We start from the raw sequence: 17,220 nt of genomic DNA, 5'->3' as shown, positions 1-17,220 counted from the left end.
GGTACATAGCATGCTGAATCCGGACATACGGCCTAGCGTGGTCCTGTGCCCGAGCCCTCAGAAGTACTCGCCGCAGCGCCACCCCCCGACGAGGCGGCCCCGCCGCGGCCCCTGCCGGAGCCGCGGCCCGCGGGAGGGCGGTCCGTCACCGCACGGGCCACCCTGGCGGGCACCGTGGTCTCCCTGCTCCTGATCGCCGCGATCGTCCTCGGCAGCAGGCTGCTGCGCGACTTCGACTCCGCGCTGCTCCCGTACGCCGTGGCCACCGTCTTCCTCGCCTTCGGCGTCGCCTACCGGTACACGGTCTGGATCTCCGCCCCCGGCGCGCGCCGGCTCTTCCGGAAGGGGTTCGGCAGCCTCTTCTCGGCCGCCAACTTCCGCAAGGCCCCCACCGCCCTGCCGAAGATGATCGCCACCTACCTCGGCTTCCAGAAGTTCCTCGGCGCGCGCTCACACGCCCGCTGGGCCGCCCACCAGCTGATCTTCTGGGGCTGCATCCTCGCCGCGCTGATCACCTTCCCGCTGACCTGGGGCTGGTTCACCTTCACCTCCGGCAGCGCCACGGGACCCGGCTACGAGATGCGGATCTGGGGCTTCAAGGTGCTCGGCTACGACGCCCTGAGCGTGGCGGGCTGGCTGATGTTCCACGGCCTGGACATCGCCGCCGTCCTGGTCATCCCCGGCGCCTCGTACTTCCTGTGGCGGCGGATGAAGGACCGCGGCGCGATCACCGGGCAGCGCTTCGCCTACGACCTGCTGCCGCTGATCCTGCTGATCGTCATCTCGGTCACCGGGCTGCTGCTCACCTTCTCGTCGATCTTCCTACACGGCGGGGGCTACGAGTTCCTGGCGCTCCTGCACATGGTCTCGGTGGTCTTCACCCTCATCTACATCCCCTTCGGGAAGTTCTTCCACATCGTGCAGCGGCCCGCGGCCGTCGGCATGCAGCTCTTCAAGTACACCGCCCGCCAGGACGAGCAGGTCTTCGCCTGCAAGCGGTGCGGGGAGCCGGTGGACACCGCCCCCTACGTCGAGAACCTGCGCGGCACGATGCGGGACCTGAAGCTCGACTTCGACGCCTGGGCCGAATACTGCCCCCGCTGCAAGCGGGTGCTGCGCGGCGGTGCCTACCTCGACCACGTGAAGAAGGGCTTCAAGTGAGCACGCAGCGCATCCCGCTCGACCCTTCCCTCGCGCCGCCCGGTACCCGCAACTTCCGGGACGCGGGCGGGATCCCGGCCGACCAGTGGCACGCCGACCAGAACGGCGAGACGCTCGTCCCCACCCACTGCTGCTTCTGCGGCGTGCAGTGCGGGATGTACCTGCGCGTCGACAAGGGCGGCAAGGTCTTCGGCGTGGAACCGCGCAACCACGACATCAACCGGATGCGCCTGTGCCCCAAGGGCATCAACGCCTACCAGCAGGTCAACCACCCCGACCGGCTGACCGCACCGCTGCTGCGCCGCTCCCGGGACGAGCCCTTCCGGGAGGTGTCCTGGGACGAGGCGCTGGACCACACCGTCGCCGAGATCCGGCGCATCCAGGGCGCCCACGGCCACGACGCCTTCGGCCTGCTCGGCGGCGCCAGCCTGTACTCGGAGAAGACCTACCTGGTCGGCAAGTTCGGCCGGGTCGCGTTGAAGACCCGGCACGTCGACTACAACGGACGGCTGTGCATGGTCAGCGCGGCCGGGGCCAACAAGCTCGCCTTCGGCATCGACCGGGCGGGCAACCCCTTCTCCGACATCCTCCTCACCGACTGCCTGCTGATCGCCGGGTCGAACGTGGGGGAGTGCTTCCCCGTGATGACCCAGTACGTGTGGGGCGCGCGCGACCGCGGGGCCACCCTGATCGTGGTCGACCCGCGCGAGACGGCGATCGCGCGCACCGCCGACGTCCACGTCGCCCTCAAGCCCGGCACCGACGCGGCGTTCTTCAACTCCGTCCTCGGCGTGGTGATCGAGGAGGGGCTGACCGACGAGGCCTTCCTCGCCGAGCACACCACCGGGTGGGCCGAGGTCAAGGCGGGCGCGGCCCAGTACCCGCCCGCCCTCGCCGCCGAGATCTGCGGGATCCCGGCCTCCCAGATCGTCCAGGTCGCCCGCATGTTCGGGGGCGCCGGGAAGGCGATGGCCATGCACGCCCGCGGGGTGGAGCACCACTCCCAGGGCGTCGAGAACTGCCTGTCGATCATCAACCTCTGCACGGCCACCGGGAACCTCGGCAAGCCGGGCGCCGGATACGGCACGATCACCGGGCAGGGCAACGGTCAGGGCGGCCGCGAACACGGCCAGAAGTCCGACCTCCTCCCCGGCGGCCGCTCCATCACGAACCCGGAACACCGCCGCCAGATCTGCGCGATCTGGGGCATCGAGGAAGCCGAACTCCCGCAGGCCGGCACCTCCATGATGGAGATGGTCTGGCAGATGCAGCGGCGCGAGATCCGCGGTCTGATCGGCATCTGCAACAACCCCTTCGTCTCGCTCCCGAACTACGGGACGGTCAAGGAGGGCTACGACGCCCTCGAATTCCACGCACAGTTCGACTTCTTCCTGTCGGAGACCGCCGCCAACGCGCACGTGGTCTTCCCGGTCACGGTCTGGGCCGAGGACGAGGGCGTCATGGCCAACACCGAGGCCCGCGTCGTCAAGCACAACAAGGCGCAGGAGCCGCCCGCCGGGGTCCGCACCGACACCTGGGTGATGTGCGAGCTGGCCCGCCGCCTCGGCGTCGGCGAGAAGTTCGACTTCCCCGGTTCCCGCGAGGTGTTCGAGGAGCTGCGCGTCGCCTCCGCGGGCACGGTCAACGACTACTACGGGATCACCTACGAGCGGCTGGAGGAGACCGGGGGCATCGCCTGGCCCTGCCCCACCACCGACCACCCGGGCACGCCCCGGCTGTTCGAGGGCGGCGCGACCTACCACCCGGACCGGAAGGTCCACATGCAGGTCGTGGCGTGGCATCCGCCGATGGACGCCTACACCGAGGAGTACCCCCTCTCCCTCACCACCGGCCGCACCGTCGCGCACTTCCTCTCCGGCAACCAGACCCGGCGGCTCGGCGCCCTCGTCGAGCAGACCCCGCGCCCGTGGGTGGAGGTCCACCCCTCGCACGGCTTCCGCAACGGCGATCCGGTCCGGGTGGTCACCCGCCGGGGCAGCGAGGTCTTCCCGGCACTGGTCACCGAGGCCATCCGGCCGGACACCGTCTTCATCCCCTACCACTGGCCCGTCCCGACGGCCGCGAACGCCCTGACCATCGACGCCCTCGACCCACGCTCCAAGATCCCGGAGTACAAGGTCTGCGCGGCCAGGATCGAGGCCGCCGAGCGGGTCGACGAGGTCCCCGCCCCGCCCATGGCGCCGGGTCACCACGCGTACCCGGAAACCCAGGTGTCCCGCACCGACCCCCTGCCCCCCACGTCCCCGCAGGGGCGCGGCACGGCGGAGAGGAGCTGATCGCGCCATGATGGGCAGAACGATCTTCATCGACCCGGGGCGCTGCATCGGGTGCCAGGCCTGCGTCTCCGCCTGCCGCGAATGCGACTCCCACCGCGGCAAATCGATGATCCACCTGGACTACACCGAACCCGGCGTGTCCGTCGCCTCCCTTCCCACGGTGTGCATGCACTGCGAGGACCCGGTCGCGCCCTGCGCCGAGGTCTGTCCCGCCGACGCGATCCTGGTGACCGCCGACGGCGTGGTGCAGCAGGCCGACACCACCCGCTGCATCGGCTGCGGCAACTGTGTGAGCGCCTGCCCCTTCGGCGTGCCGAAGATCGACCTCCAGGCGAAGCTCCAGATGAAGTGCAACCTCTGCTACGACCGCACCGCCTACGGGCTGGCTCCCATGTGCGCCACGGTCTGCCCCACCGGCGCCCTGTTCTACGGGACGCTCGAAGAACTCCAGGCCGAGCGCCCCGGCGTCCAGGTCGCCGACTCCTTCGTCTTCGGCGACGTCGTCGTCCAGACCGGCGTGGCGATGGTCGTCCCCGCCGACAAGGTGCAGTGGCCCGTCCCGGGCGGGCTCCCCGTCGTCGAGATCAACGGAGTGGATGTCCGATGAGCGTCACCGAACAGCCCGCTCCCGGCGGCGACCACGGCCCCGGCCCCGGGTCCCCCTCCGGGACGGCCACCGATCCCGGCTCCCCCGGCCCCGGCGCCGACACGGACGTGGACGCCGCCGCCGAGCGGCTGCGCGACCGGATCAGCGCCGACTCCCTGACCACCCGGCGCGACTACCTGCGGATCGTCGCCACCGTCTCCGGCGGCCTGGCCATCGGCGGAGTGGGCGTGGCCGCGGGCATCCTGCACCGGCACGGCGACAGCGAGAAGCTGCCCAAGGCCAAGAAGATCGCCGACCTGCTCCCGCCGGGGCGGTCCGTGGCCTTCCGGTTCCCCGGCGACGAGGACCGGGCCCTGGCGGTACGCCTCCAGGACGGCAGCCTCGTCGGCTACTCCGCCGTCTGCACCCACCTGGCCTGCGCGGTGCTCTGGCGCGAGGACCGCGGGCCCGACGGGGAGCTGTACTGCCCCTGCCACGAGGGCGTCTTCGACGCCCGCACCGGCGAGGTCACCGCGGGCCCGCCGCCCCGCCCGCTCCCGAAGGTCTTCCTGACCGAGGAGGTGGACGGAAGCGTCTGGGCCGTGGCCACCGCCCGGTCCGCAGAGCCCGGCAAGGACGCCCTGTGCCGGCAGTTCGGCGACGCCCGCCCGGAGATGGCCGCTCGGCTGGGCTGCCCGGCCGCGGCCCGCGCCACCGAGCGGGGCCGGACATGAGCGACCTCCACGGCGCCCCGCACGGCGACCCCCTGAGCGACCCGCCCCCGCCGTCCCAGCCCCCGGCCTACCGGCCGGGCAGCGCCCAGCCCCGGCTGAACCGGCCGGTCCGGGAGCGCTACCCCCAGATCCGCGCCACCAGCGGTTACGGCGACCCCCGGATCCGGCACACGGGCCCCGGCCCGGGGGCCGGTACCGAGCAGGAACCCGAGCGCTCCTCGAAGCTCAACGCCCGTCTCGCCCTGGCCCTCACCGTCGTGATCGGCCAGCTCTGGGCGCTGACGGTGACCGTCAACGAATGGATGAAGGGAAACACCCACACGGCCTGGTGGGGAGCGGGATTCCTGTTCCTGTCCTTCCTGGTCGTGCTGGGTCTGTGGATCCTCGACCCGAAGGACCGATGACCATGTCGATACCCACCCCCGTTACCCCGGCGCCGACCTCGCACCGGGCGGAGACCTACAAGCCGGGCTCCGTGATCGGGGACTGGCGCCCCGAGGACGACGCGTTCTGGCGGGCCACCGGCCGCCGGGTGGCGCAGCGCAACCTCTGGATCTCGATCCCCGCGCTGATGCTCGGCTTCGTGGTCTGGCAGGTCTGGTCGGTCACCGTCGTGAAGCTCAACGACGTCGGCTTCGGCTTCTCCAAGTCGCAGCTGTTCTGGCTGACCGCCATCCCCGGCCTCACCGGCGGCACCTTCCGGATCCTGTACACCTTCATCGGGCCGATCTTCGGCGAGCGGAAGTTCACCGCCCTGAGCACGCTGGTGCTGGTGGCCCCGATGCTCTGGCTCGGCTTCGCGCTCCAGGACACGGGCACGCCGTACTGGGAGCTGGCCCTGATCGCGGCCGTCTGCGGCATCGGCGGCGCCAACTTCGCGTCCTCGATGGCCAACATCGGCTTCTTCTTCCCCAAACGGGAGAAGGGCAGTGCCAACGGCCTCAACGGCGGTCTGGGCAACCTCGGCGTCAGCGTGGTCCAGCTGGTCGCCCCGCTGGTGGTCACCGCGGCCGTCCTCGGCGCGCCGGCGGGCGGGCCGCAGCACGACGCCAAGGAGAACGCCGACATCTGGCTCCAGAACGGCGCGTTCCTCTGGGTGCCGCTGCTGGTCGTCATGGCGCTGCTCGCGTGGTTCCTGATGAACGATCTGAAGGTGGCCGCGGCCCCCTTCAGCCAGCAGAAGATCATCTTCAAGCGCAAGCACAACTGGCTGATGACCTGGCTCTACGTCGGCACCTTCGGGTCCTTCATCGGCTTCGCCGCGGGTCTGCCGCTGCTGATCAAGAACAACTTCGAGACCCAGGGCTACCAGGCCACCACCTATGCCTGGATCGGCCCCTTCATCGGCGCGCTCATGCGGTGGGCCGGCGGCTGGCTCTCGGACAAGATCGGCGGGGCCAGGGTCACCATGCTCTCCTTCGTCGGCATGGCGGCCGCGCTCGTCGTGGTGATCTTCGCGCTGCCGTCCGGCGGCGACCAGGGAAGCTTCTGGACCTTCTTCGCCGGCTTCCTGGTGGCCTTCTTCTTCTCGGGGCTGGGCAACGGCTCGACCTTCCGGCAGATCCCGGTGATCTTCCGCGACCAGCACGCGAAGCGGGCCGAAGGGCAGGGCCCCGAGGCACGGGCCGCCGCCCTCAAGCAGTCCGAGATGGAGGCGGGCGCCGTCACCGGCTTCTCCTCCGCGATCGCCGCCTACGGCTTCTTCTTCATCCCGGCGATGTTCGCGAACCTTCAGGTGACGACCGCCCTGTGGATGTTCATCGGGTTCTACGCCACCTGCCTGGCCGTCTGCTGGTGGTTCTACGCCCGCAAGGGCGCCGAAGCCCCCAGCTGAGCCGGGGCGGGGGCCGGCGCGGGGGCGGCCGTACCCTGGAGGCATGAGCACCGCCCCCGCCTCCGGCCCGCAGTCACCCCAGCCCGCCGGGACCAGGCCGAAGCCGAAGCCGAAGCTGGACTTCGACGATCCGCTGGACCGGCAGTCCCCGGACGACACGGACCGGGGCTGGGGCGACCGGCCGCCCGCCGCGGACAGCGCGGCCGATCTGGCCCGCTTCCTCGACGAGAAGCCGCCGCACCACATCTGATCCCGGCGCGGAGCGGGGACGCGGGTCAGGCCGAGGCGTGCCGCCCCGGGCCGCTCTGACCACCCTGCCCGTCCAGGCCGCCCTGCCCGACCGGGCCGCCGTAGCCGGCCGAGCTGCCGTTGCGCTGGGAGACGAGGGCGTCGCGGATCTCCTTGAGCACCACCAGCTCGGTGATCTCCATGGTCTCCTGGACGCCTTCCTTGGCCTTGCGCCGCTGCTCCTGCTTGGCGAGGTACTTCGACATCGGCAGCACCATCAGGAAGTAGACGACCGCTGCGGTGATCACGAAGCTGAGCGTCGCGTTCAGCACCGTGCCCCACATGATCGGGATGCCGGAGACGACGTCGCCGGACGCGTTCGTCGCGCAGGGGCTCTTCAGGCAGGACGAGTACCTGTCCAGGTCCTTCGTGCCGATCGCGCCCACCAGCGGGCTGATGATCCCCTTGACCACCGAGTTCACGATGTTCGTGAACGCCGCGCCGATGACCACGGCCACCGCGAGGTCGACCACGTTGCCGCGCATCAGGAAGGCCTTGAAGCCCGCCAGCACACCGGTCTTCTTCTCGCTCACCACTGCATCTCATTTCGCTCGTAACAAACTCGGAGTCAACGGTTCCGAAAACTACGGCAGTCCGGGCCCGGCGTGTCCAATCGGCGCACACCTTCAGGTGACTTGACCGCGCGTACGTGCGAGCACGAGTCAGCACAACGTCACCGCCAGCCGCGCCACGGTGCCCGCTCCCACGAGAGCCCGTGCGGTGTCCCGGGGAACGGACAGGACCACCAGTGCCCCGCCGTCCCCGACACCCTTGTCCGGAGTCGGCACTTCGGCAACCCGGGCCGCCTCCGCCAGCACCCGCGGCGGGCCGTCCCGCTCCGCCGCCACCACGTCCACCCGGTCCCCGGGCCGCAGCAGCCGGACGGTCGCGCCGTCCGCGATCCGCACCGGCGCCGACACCAGCGCGACGGGCGGCGCCTTCCGGACGGCCGCCGTCACCGGTGGCGGCTGCGGTGGCGGCGCGCCCCGCGAAGCCTGCGCCTCGCTGCCCGCGGTGGCCGCCAGCGCGGCCGCCGCGACCGCCAGCCCCGCGCCCACCACCCGGCGCCTGCGCCGCACGGCCCGGCGGAGCCGGTCCCCGCTCCGGCCCACGCGCAGCGGCGCGAAGTCCGGCACCGCGTGCACGGGCCCGCACGGGACGGGGGAGGGGTAAGCGGAGGCGGAGCGCTCGCAAGCGGCCTGCGACGCGGCGGCCGAGGCGGCGCGCACCGGGTCCGAGGCGGCGCGCCCCGGGTCGGAAGAGGCGCGGGTGGAAGTGGCGCGCGCGGAGGAAGCGGAGGAAGAGGGACGGGACATGTCGACCACGGCCTTCGGTCAGTGAAGCCCGGGCGCCCTGCCCGGACTTCCCTCACGATGCCGCGCCCCGCCGGATTCCGCTCCGGCCTGTGGACGGTCCCCAGGTTGTGGACAACCCCGTCACCCACACGAGCGAGGCGGCGCCGGACCTCGGCCTCGGGACCCCGGATCGCCCCCGGCCGACCGATCGCCCCCGCCCGACCGATGAGTTCCGCGGCCGCCCGCGGTCCTACCAGTGACCGCTCGCCCCGCCCTGCCCGCAGCCGCGCCCCGCGGCCGCCGACCCCAGCGAAGGACCCCGCCATGACCAGCACCCGCACCGACCACGGCCCCCGGTCCCACACCCTCCGGGTGGCGGACGCCCGCCTGCACTACGAAGTGCGCGGCGCCGGGCCGCTGCTCCTGCTCCTGGGGGCTCCCATGGACGCCGCGGCCTTCGCCGCGCCCGCCGACGTACTCGCCGCCGACCACACCGTCGTCACCCTCGACCCCCGCGGCATCTCCGACAGCGTCCTCGACGACCCCCGCCAGGACTCCACCCCGGAGCTGCGGGCCGACGACGTGGCCGCCGTCCTGGACGCGCTGGGCGCCGACAGCGCCGACGTGTTCGGCAGCAGCGGCGGCGCCGTCACCGGCCTCGCGCTCCTCGCCCGCCACCCCGGGCGGGTACGGACCCTGGTCGCGCACGAGCCGCCCCTGCTGGAGCTGCTCCCGGACGCCGCCGAACGCCGTGCCGAGGCCGAGGAGGTCATCGAGGTCTTCCACCGCGAGGGCGTGGGCGCGGCCTTCGGCCGGTTCCTCGCCATGGCGGGCATCGCTACCCCGGCGGCCCCCGGCGCCGGGCAGCCGCCGCAGAGCCCCGCGGCCCCGGACGCGGACCAGTCGCCCCGGACCGCGGCCCCCGACGAGCAGCCGCCCCAGGAGCACGCCCCCGCCGACCCCTCGGCGCCGTCCTTCGCGCCCTCGGCCCGGGACCTGGCCAACAGCGCCCGCTTCTTCGACCACGAGCTGCGTGCCACCATCGCCCACCGGCCCGACGTCGCCGCCCTGGCCGCGGGCCCCGGCCGCCTCGTCGTCGGCGTCGGCGCGGACTCGCGGGGCCAGCTGGCGCACCGTACGGCCGTCGCCCTGGCCGACCGCCTCGGCGCGGCCCCGGTCGAGTTCCCGGGGGACCACGGCGGGTTCCTCTCCCACCCGCAGGAGTTCGCGGTCCGGCTGCGCGAGGCGCTCCGGCAGGGATGACCGCCGACCCCGCGCCCGCACCAACGACCGGGGCCGGCGGGCGGCAGCGCTACGGGAGCTCGATCCCCAGGTCCCAGCCGTCGTGGGCGTGGGTGCACAGGCAGTCGCGGGACGCAGTCCCGGGGAGGGCGGCGACCGCGTCGAAGAGGACCTCGCGCAGGCGGCCGACGTTCTCCCCGAACACCCGCAGGACCTCCGTGTGGGAGACCCCCTCGCCCGTCTCGGCCCCCGCGTCCAGGTCCGTGACCAGGGCGATCGAGGCGTAGCAGAGGCCCAGCTCGCGGGCGAGGACGGCCTCGGGGTGGCCCGTCATGCCGACCACGGACCAGCCCGCCGCCGCGTGCCAGCGGGATTCGGCGCGGGTCGAGAAGCGGGGGCCTTCTATGACGACCATGGTGCCGCCGTCCACCGGCTCCCAGTCGCGGCCGCGCGCCGCGGCCAGGGCGGCGGCGCGGCCCACCGGGCAGTAGGGGTCGGCGAAGGTGGTGTGCACGACGTTCGGGACAGCCCCTCCTGGCAGCGGCTCGCCGTCGAAGTAGGTCTGGGCGCGGGACTTCGTACGGTCGACCAGCTGGTCCGGGACGAGCAGGGTGCCCGGGCCGTACTCGGGGCGCAGGCCGCCCACCGCGCAGGGGCCGAGGATCTGGCGGACGCCGACCGAGCGCAGGGCCCACAGGTTGGCCCGGTAATTGATCTTGTGCGGCGGGACCTTGTGGCCGCGGCCGTGCCGGGGCAGGAACGCGACCTGGCGGCCGGCCAGCTCGCCGAGGAAGAGGGAGTCGCTGGGCTTGCCGTACGGGGTGTCCACCTCGACCTCGGACACGTCCTCCAGGAAGGAGTAGAAGCCCGAGCCGCCGATGACACCGATCTCTGCGTTCGCCATGCGGACCACCCTAATGGTGGCCCGCCGGGAGCCCGCCGAGCGGGCGCGCGAAAGACCCCGCTGCCGGTGGGGACCGGTGCGGGGTCTGCGCGAGGAACGCGGAGCGTCAGGCGGCCGAAGTGGCGCCGCTGCTCGAGGAACCGCTCGACGACGAGGACGACGACGAAGTGGACGACGAGGACGACGTCGACGCGGCGGCCGCCGGGGCGGACGCGGTCGTCGTCGACGCGGGCTTGGTGGCCGGCGTGCTGCTCGACGAGGAGCCGCGGCTGTCGTTCCGGTAGAAACCGGAGCCCTTGAAGACGATGCCGACCGCGGAGAACACCTTCTTCAGGCGTCCGTCACAGCTCGGGCACACGGTCAGTGCGTCATCGGTGAACTTCTGCACGGCCTCAAGGCCCTCACCGCACTCGGTGCACTGGTACTGGTAGGTCGGCACGAATTTCCTCCTGGCACTCTCACTCAATGAGTGCTAACGACGTTCCATGGTGACGTATTCCGGCGGATCAGTCCACCGTCACCGGCACGCGGTGACCCACGACACGCTCATTCACCCGCACGGTAGTCGTCGGCGCGGATCCGTTCGACCGGGTCACGGACCCGTTCGACGAGCGCCGGGCGGGCCGGGGGGACGTCTCTGCGGCCACGTCGGCCGGCCCCTCGGAGGAACCGTTCGACGAGCCGACGACCCGGCTCGCGGCCTTCGGCGCGAGCTTGGAGCGCAGCGCCAGCAGGGTGAGCAGCGCCAGCGCGGTGGCCGCCGCCGGGACCAGGAAGCCGTAGGAGGACCCGTGGGCGTCGGTCAGCCGGCCCGCGATGGTGACCGCGGCGGCCTGCCCGAAGGCGACCGCGCCGGTCAGGGCGGTGAAGGCCTCGGTCCGCGAGGCGGCCGGGACCAGCTGTTCGATCATCGTGTAGCCGGTGATCAGGGCCGGGGCGATGCACAGGCCGACGACCAGGCCGAGCGCGCCGAGCAGGAACACGGAGTTCACGGTCCACAGCACCGACGCGGCGGCGGTGAGGCCGACGTAGCCGAGGATCAGGCGGCGGCGCGGGCCGATCTTCCAGGCGATGGTGCCGCAGGCGATGCCCGCGATCATGTTGCCGCCCGCGAAGATGCCGTAGAGCAGGCCGTTCGCGCCCGGGTTGCCGATCTCCTCGGAGAAGGCGGCCAGCGAGATCAGCATGCCGCCGAAGACGGCGCCGATGCCGACGAACGCGACGATCAGGACCCGCAGGCCGGGGAAGGACAGGGCCGAGACGTGCTTGGCGTCGCCCGCGAGGCGGGGGACGGGCCGCGGCTGGGTGCCGCGCTGCGCGGCGAACAGCAGGCCGCCGATGAGGGTCAGGCCCGCCTCGGTGAGCAGACCGGCCGAGGGGTGGACGGTGGTGCACAGGAACGTCGCGAGCACCGGGCCGACGACGAAGGTCAGCTCGTCGGTGACGGATTCCCACGCGGCGGCCGTCGACAACAGCGGCGAGCCTTCGAGCTTGGCGGCCCAGCGGGCCCGGACCATCGGGCCGACCTGCGGCACCGAGGCGCCGGCCGGGACGGCCGCGAGCGCGAGGGCCCACAGCGGGGCGCCCGCCAGCGCGAGCAGGGTGAGGCCGACGACGGACGCGGCGTGCACGATGACGGTCGGGATCAGGACGGCGCTCTGGCCGCGGCGGTCGGCGAGCTTGCCGATCTGCGGGGCGAACAGGGCCATCGAGATGCCGGTGACGGTGGCGACGACGCCCGCGTCACCGAAGGAGCCGGTGGTGTGCTGGACGAGCAGGACGATGCCGATGGTCAGCATCGCGAAGGGCTGCCGGGCGGCGAAGCCGGGGATCAGGAAGCTGAGGGCACCAGGGGTGCGCAGGAGCTGGCCGTAGCCGGGGCGGGACTTCTTCTCGGTCGTGACCGCGGATGTCACGGCCTTGCCTTTCCGCTGCCTGGTAGAACTCCCCGACTGCGGACGGTGCACCGCCTTGTGAGCGAGTCGCACCCGTACATGTGGGAGCCCCGAGAGCTGTCCTCTTGCGCCGAACCGAGTGATACCTGGGCGCCCGCTGCGAGGGGTGCCACGGCCGCCGAGCGGTCGCGCCAGCTCTGCGTCAGACAGAGTTGGTTCGATATGGTGTGCCTTCATGGTACAGGCTGCACGCCAGCCCCGCCCTGTGATTGCGGCGACATGGCATGTCTTCACCTGCGATTAACGGGAATGTCCCGTTCCGGTACTCCGGTCGCGGCCAGGCGGGCCCGCCCCGGGCCGCCCCGCTACTTCTGCCGCGGCCCCCGCCGCGTGACGGCGGTCGACCCGCCGCCCGTCCCGAGCCAGCCCGCCAGCTTGCCGCCCCGGGCCACCGCCCGCAGCCGGGCCTCGGTGGCGTCCCGTACCGGGTCCGTCGCCACCACCAGCAGCTCGTCCGCGCGCCGCAGCACGGTGGCCGGGAGCGGTACGAAGCTCTTCCCGTCCCGCACCACGAGCGTGACCGCGGCCCCGGCCGGCAGCCGCAGCTCGCTGACCTCGACCCCGGCCATCCGCGAGCCCTCGGGGATCCCGAACGACAGCAGGTGGCCGCGCAGCCGCTCCAGCGGCGCCGATTCGATCCCGAGGTCCGCCGCCCCCGGCGACTGGTCGCCGATCTTGAGGGTGCGCGCCAGCCACGGCAGCGTCGGGCCCTGGACCAGGGTGTAGACGACGACCAGCACGAAGACGATGTTGAAGACCCGGTCGCTGCCCTCGATCCCGGACACCATCGGGATGGTCGCCAGGATGATGGGGACGGCGCCGCGCAGGCCCGCCCAGGACATCAGCGCCTGCTCCTGCCACGGCAGCCGGAAGGGCAGCAGGCTCAGGAAGACCTCCAGGGGCCGCGCCACCATCGTCAGCACCAGGCCGATGATCACGGCGGGCCAGAAGTCGTGCACCAGCTCGTGCGGGGTGACCAGCAGGCCGAGCAGGACGAACATGCCGATCTGGGCGATCCAGCCGAGCCCGTCCGCGAACCCCCGGGTCGCGGGCCAGTGCGGGAGCTTCGCGTTCCCGAGCACCATCGCCGCGAGGTAGACGGCCAGGAAGCCGGACCCGTGGGCCATCGCGCCGGCCGCGTACGCCGTCACGGCGATCGCCATCACGGCGATCGGGTACAGGCCCGAGGCGGGCAGGGCCACGTGCCGCAGGCCGTACGCTCCCAGGAACCCCACGGTCAGGCCGATCGCGACGCCGATGGCGAGTTCCAGCGCGATCTTCCCGAGCAGGACGTACCAGTCGTCCACCGGACCGACCGTCGCGAAGGCCACCACGAGGATCACGACGGGGGCGTCGTTGAAGCCGGACTCCGCTTCCAGTACGCCGGTGATCCGCGCGGGCAGCGGCACCTTGCGCAGGACCGAGAAGACGGCGGCGGCGTCCGTCGAGGAGACGACGGCTCCGATCAGCAGCGCCTGGCGCCACTCCAGCCCCACCAGGTAGTGCGCTCCGGCGGCGGTGACGCCCACGCTGACCGCGACGCCCAGCAGCGACAGCACGATCGCGGCGGGCAGGGCGGGCCGGATCTCTTTCCACTTCGTGCCCAGACCACCCTCGGCAAGGATGACCACGAGGGCCGCGTAGCCGATGACCTGGGTCAGTTCGGCGTTGTCGAAGACGACGTTGCCTATGCCGTCCTGGCCTATCGCTATGCCTATGCCGAGGTAGATGAGCAGACTGGGGAGGCCGCTGCGCGAGGAGAGGCGCACCGCCGCGACGGCGACGAGCAGCACGAGCGAGCAGACCAGCAGGAGCTCATTGAGCTGGTGGACAGTCAGCGGGCGATCCTTCCCTCGGAGCGCCTGCCGGATCGTTGCTCCGGCGGCAAGTACTTCGTTACCTTACCTAATATTTGACGATTTCTTGACGGTCTCCTCCCATTGTGAAGGGGTGATCGTCCCTGCTGCCAGCCGCCGGGACCCCTCGCGGATCACTCCCGGGCGCCCTGCGCCTATGGTTGCTCCAGCACTCCAGGACCACCCTGCCCCGCGAAGGACAGCGATGCCCGCCAACGAACCCGCCCCTTCCGTCAAGAAGAAGGGACGACGCGCCCGTCTGATCGTGCTCGTGCTGGTGCTGGCGCTCGTCGCGGGCCTCGGCTACGGGGCGTACTGGAGCGCGGACACCCTGCGCGGCTCCTACCCGCAGACGACCGGGACCCTCAAGCTCGCCGGCCTCACCGCGCCCGTCGAGGTCAAGCGCGACGCCAAGGGCATCCCCCAGCTGTACGCCGACACCGACCAGGACCTCTTCCGGGCGCAGGGCTTCGTGCACGCGCAGGACCGGTTCTGGGAGATGGACGTGCGCCGCCACATGACCTCCGGCCGCCTCTCCGAGATGTTCGGATCCGGTCAGGTCGAGACCGACGCCTTCCTGCGCACGCTGGGCTGGCGCCAGGTCGCCCAGACCGAGTACGACACGAAGCTTTCGCCCGAGACGAAGAAGTACCTACAGGCCTACGCCGACGGGGTCAACGAGTACCTCAAGGGCAAGTCCGGCAAGGACCTGTCGGTCGAGCACGCGGCTCTGAAGCTCAGCGCCGACTACAAGCCCGAGCAGTGGAGCCCGGTCGACTCCGTGGCCTGGCTCAAGGCGATGGCCTGGGACCTGCGCGGCAACATGCAGGACGAGATCGACCGTTCGCTGATGACCGGCAAGCTCACGCAGGCCCAGATCGACGAGCTGTACCCGCCGTACCCCTTCGACCGGAACAAGCCGGTGATCGAGGGCGGCAAGATCGAGGGCGGCAAGTACGTCGCCCAGGGCGCCGCGGGCTCCCCCTCCGGCAAGGGCGCCGACTCCGGCACCGGCTCCGCAGCCACCGGCTCCACCGCCACCGGATCGAGCACCACCGGATCGAGCACCACCGGATCGAACGCCTCCGCCAACACCAGCGCCGTGGACAACACCACGGTCCAGGGCGCCAGCGCGGGACTGCACACCCAGCTCACCTCGCTGGCCTCGACCCTGGACCGGATCCCCGCCCTGCTCGGTCCCAACGGCAGCGGCATCGGGTCCAACTCCTGGGTGGTGGCGGGCAAGTACACGACCACCGGCAAGCCGCTGCTCGCCAACGACCCGCACCTGGCCCCGCAGCTGCCCTCGGTCTGGTACCAGATCGGCCTGCACTGCCGGACCGCCTCGGCGTCCTGCCAGTACGACGTCGCCGGGTTCTCCTTCTCCGGCATGCCGGGCGTGGTCATCGGCCACAACGCCGACATCGCCTGGGGCATGACCAACCTCGGCGCCGACGTGAGCGACCTCTACCTGGAGCAGATCAAGCCCGAGGGGTACGTCTACGACGGCAAGGTGCTCCCCTTCACCGCCCGTGAAGAGGTCATCAAGGTCGCGGGCGGCACCGCGAAGAAGATCACCGTGCGGACCACGAACAACGGTCCGCTGATCTCCGACCGCAGCGACGAGCTGGGTACGGTCGGCGCCCGCGCCCCGGTCGGCGGCACCGCCCCCGACCGCGGCAACGGCTACGCCGTCGCCCTGCGCTGGACCGCCCTGGACCCGGGCAAGTCGATGGACGCCGTCTTCAAGATGAACCGCGCGAAGGACTGGACGTCCTTCCGCGCCGCGGCCGCCGAGTTCGAGGTCCCCTCGCAGAACCTGATCTACGCCGACAACAAGGGCGCGGCCGGCAACATCGGCTACCAGGCCCCGGGCCGGATCCCGCTGCGCACCACGGGCGACGGCCGGATGCCCGCGCCCGGCTGGGACTCGAAGTACGCCTGGAAGGGCTTCATCGCCCAGGCCGAGCTGCCCTCGGAGTTCAACCCGCAGCGCGGCTACGTCGTCACCGCCAACCAGGCGGTCGTGGAGAGCGGCACCGGCAAGTACCCCTACACGCTGACCACCGACTGGGGCTACGGCGCCCGCAGCCAGCGGATCAACGACCTCATCGAGGCGAAGATCAAGGACAGCGGCAAGATCTCCACCGACGATATGCGCACCCTGCAGATGGACAACAGCAGCGAGATCGCCGCGCTGCTGGCGCCGATGCTCACCAAGATCCGCGTCTCCGACCCGGACGTGCGCTCCGCGCAGAAGCTGCTGGAGGGCTGGAACTACACGCAGGAGCCCGACTCGGCGGCGGCCGCCTACTTCAACGCGGTCTGGCGCAACATCCTGAAGCTGTCCTTCGGCGACAAGATGCCGAAGGAGCTGCGGGTCAAGGACAGCTGCATGAACGTCAAGGGCAACGGCATCGGCCCGGCCGACGACCTCGCCGAGGTGGTCCGCGAATGCGGCGAGCGCGGCCCGGACTCGGCGCAGCCCGACGGCGGGGACCGCTGGTTCGAGGTGGTCCGCAAGCTGGTCAAGGACGAGAAGTCGGCCTGGTGGCAGTCGCCCGCCCTGTACTCGGACAAGGCGACCACCACCCGCGACGAGCTGTTCGCCCGGGCCATGAAGGACGCCCGCTGGGAGCTGACCGCCAAGCTCGGCAAGGACCAGTCCAGCTGGAGCTGGGGCCGGCTGCACCAGCTGACGCTGAAGAACCAGACGATCGGCACCGAGGGCCCCGGCATCATGAAGTGGATCCTCAACCGCGGCCCCTGGAACCTGGGCGGCGGCGAGGCCACGGTCAACGCCACCGGCTGGAACGCCTCCAGCGGCTACGACGTCACCTGGGTCCCCTCGATGCGCATGGTCGTGAACCTCAACGACCTCGACAAGTCCCGGTGGATCAACCTGACCGGCGCCTCGGGCCACGCCTACGCCGACCACTACACGGACCAGACGGACCTGTGGGCCAAGGGCGAACTGCTGGACTGGGCGTTCGGCAAGGAGGCGGTCGCCAAGGCGACCGTCGAGACCCTGACCCTCAAGCCTTAGCGGTCCTCAAGCCCTGGCGGCC

The 17,220-nt window shown here is 71.7% G+C and carries 15 protein-coding genes; 9 read left to right on the top strand and 6 right to left on the bottom strand.

Features of this window, described 5'->3' with window-relative positions:
• Positions 1-45: 45 nt before the first annotated feature.
• From AC0693_RS28835 to AC0693_RS28805, 7 genes are read left to right on the top strand one after another with little or no spacing between them, the layout of a single operon-like run.
• A complete protein-coding gene (locus AC0693_RS28835; RefSeq protein ID WP_356409462.1) occupies positions 46-1,161 on the top strand; it encodes an MFS transporter in 1,116 nt (371 codons plus the stop codon).
• Positions 1,158-3,458, top strand: coding sequence for a molybdopterin oxidoreductase family protein (locus tag AC0693_RS28830; protein WP_478803265.1), 2,301 nt, complete (start codon positions 1,158-1,160; stop codon positions 3,456-3,458). Before AC0693_RS28835 ends, AC0693_RS28830 begins: the two co-directional genes overlap by 4 nt.
• A 7-nt stretch (positions 3,459-3,465) precedes the next feature.
• A complete protein-coding gene (locus AC0693_RS28825; RefSeq protein WP_356409457.1) occupies positions 3,466-4,065 on the top strand; it encodes a 4Fe-4S dicluster domain-containing protein in 600 nt (199 codons plus the stop codon).
• Entirely contained in the window at positions 4,062-4,778 is a 717-nt protein-coding gene (locus AC0693_RS28820; protein WP_478803264.1) for a Rieske (2Fe-2S) protein, read from the top strand. The genes AC0693_RS28825 and AC0693_RS28820 overlap by 4 nt, the downstream gene beginning before the upstream one ends.
• Positions 4,775-5,182 carry a hypothetical protein gene (locus AC0693_RS28815; RefSeq protein WP_468470274.1) on the top strand — a complete coding sequence of 136 codons (408 nt, stop codon included), beginning with the start codon at positions 4,775-4,777 and terminating at the stop codon, positions 5,180-5,182. The genes AC0693_RS28820 and AC0693_RS28815 overlap by 4 nt, the downstream gene beginning before the upstream one ends.
• Positions 5,183-5,184: 2 nt before the next feature.
• Positions 5,185-6,612 carry a NarK family nitrate/nitrite MFS transporter gene (locus tag AC0693_RS28810; RefSeq protein ID WP_356409449.1) on the top strand — a complete coding sequence of 476 codons (1,428 nt, stop codon included), beginning with the start codon at positions 5,185-5,187 and terminating at the stop codon, positions 6,610-6,612.
• A 43-nt stretch (positions 6,613-6,655) separates the two neighbouring features.
• A complete protein-coding gene (locus tag AC0693_RS28805; RefSeq protein WP_478803263.1) occupies positions 6,656-6,862 on the top strand; it encodes a hypothetical protein in 207 nt (68 codons plus the stop codon).
• 25 nt (positions 6,863-6,887) lie between these two features.
• Here the strand turns inward: AC0693_RS28805 and mscL are convergent, their stop codons facing one another.
• Together mscL and AC0693_RS28795 are read right to left on the bottom strand one after the other, a co-directional pair.
• Positions 6,888-7,433, bottom strand: coding sequence for a large conductance mechanosensitive channel protein MscL (mscL, locus tag AC0693_RS28800; protein ID WP_478803262.1), 546 nt, complete (start codon positions 7,431-7,433; stop codon positions 6,888-6,890).
• Between the two features lie 129 nt (positions 7,434-7,562).
• Positions 7,563-8,216, bottom strand: coding sequence for a hypothetical protein (locus AC0693_RS28795; protein WP_478803261.1), 654 nt, complete (start codon positions 8,214-8,216; stop codon positions 7,563-7,565).
• 303 nt (positions 8,217-8,519) lie between these two features.
• Between AC0693_RS28795 and AC0693_RS28790 the strand changes: the two genes are divergently transcribed.
• Positions 8,520-9,458 carry an alpha/beta fold hydrolase gene (locus AC0693_RS28790; protein ID WP_478803260.1) on the top strand — a complete coding sequence of 313 codons (939 nt, stop codon included), beginning with the start codon at positions 8,520-8,522 and terminating at the stop codon, positions 9,456-9,458.
• 49 nt (positions 9,459-9,507) lie between these two features.
• On the opposite strand, the gene AC0693_RS28785 is transcribed toward AC0693_RS28790, so the two are convergent.
• From AC0693_RS28785 to AC0693_RS28770, 4 genes are all read right to left on the bottom strand, one after another.
• The gene (locus tag AC0693_RS28785) at positions 9,508-10,341 is read right to left on the bottom strand and encodes an S-methyl-5'-thioadenosine phosphorylase (RefSeq protein WP_478803259.1); all 834 of its coding nucleotides are present in this window, start codon (positions 10,339-10,341) and stop codon (positions 9,508-9,510) included.
• A 106-nt stretch (positions 10,342-10,447) separates the two neighbouring features.
• Positions 10,448-10,780: an FmdB family zinc ribbon protein gene (locus tag AC0693_RS28780; RefSeq protein ID WP_356409433.1), complete on the bottom strand. Its 333-nt coding sequence runs from the start codon at positions 10,778-10,780 to the stop codon at positions 10,448-10,450.
• A 67-nt stretch (positions 10,781-10,847) separates the two neighbouring features.
• Positions 10,848-12,257 (bottom strand): MFS transporter, encoded by a 1,410-nt coding sequence (locus AC0693_RS28775; protein ID WP_469320066.1) that lies wholly within the window; start codon positions 12,255-12,257, stop codon positions 10,848-10,850.
• A gap of 344 nt (positions 12,258-12,601) precedes the next feature.
• Positions 12,602-14,089 carry a potassium/proton antiporter gene (locus tag AC0693_RS28770; RefSeq protein ID WP_468470263.1) on the bottom strand — a complete coding sequence of 496 codons (1,488 nt, stop codon included), beginning with the start codon at positions 14,087-14,089 and terminating at the stop codon, positions 12,602-12,604.
• A gap of 268 nt (positions 14,090-14,357) precedes the next feature.
• Here AC0693_RS28770 and AC0693_RS28765 point away from each other — a divergent pair, with 268 nt between their 5' ends.
• Positions 14,358-17,198: a penicillin acylase family protein gene (locus AC0693_RS28765; protein ID WP_478803258.1), complete on the top strand. Its 2,841-nt coding sequence runs from the start codon at positions 14,358-14,360 to the stop codon at positions 17,196-17,198.
• Positions 17,199-17,220 lie beyond the last annotated feature (22 nt).

It is taken from the genome of Streptomyces sp. NPDC043876, assembly GCF_056435825.1.
This window is presented reverse-complemented; position numbering and strand designations above follow the sequence as displayed.

Coding starts and splice junctions, on each gene's coding strand:
- AC0693_RS28825 (WP_356409457.1), top strand. CDS start 3,466: ATGATGGGCAGAACGATCTTCATCGACCCGGGGCGCTGCATCGGGTGC.
- AC0693_RS28820 (WP_478803264.1), top strand. CDS start 4,062: ATGAGCGTCACCGAACAGCCCGCTCCCGGCGGCGACCACGGCCCCGGC.
- AC0693_RS28815 (WP_468470274.1), top strand. CDS start 4,775: ATGAGCGACCTCCACGGCGCCCCGCACGGCGACCCCCTGAGCGACCCG.
- AC0693_RS28810 (WP_356409449.1), top strand. CDS start 5,185: ATGTCGATACCCACCCCCGTTACCCCGGCGCCGACCTCGCACCGGGCG.
- AC0693_RS28805 (WP_478803263.1), top strand. CDS start 6,656: ATGAGCACCGCCCCCGCCTCCGGCCCGCAGTCACCCCAGCCCGCCGGG.
- AC0693_RS28795 (WP_478803261.1), bottom strand. CDS start 8,216: ATGTCCCGTCCCTCTTCCTCCGCTTCCTCCGCGCGCGCCACTTCCACC.
- AC0693_RS28790 (WP_478803260.1), top strand. CDS start 8,520: ATGACCAGCACCCGCACCGACCACGGCCCCCGGTCCCACACCCTCCGG.
- AC0693_RS28785 (WP_478803259.1), bottom strand. CDS start 10,341: ATGGCGAACGCAGAGATCGGTGTCATCGGCGGCTCGGGCTTCTACTCC.
- AC0693_RS28765 (WP_478803258.1), top strand. CDS start 14,358: ATGCCCGCCAACGAACCCGCCCCTTCCGTCAAGAAGAAGGGACGACGC.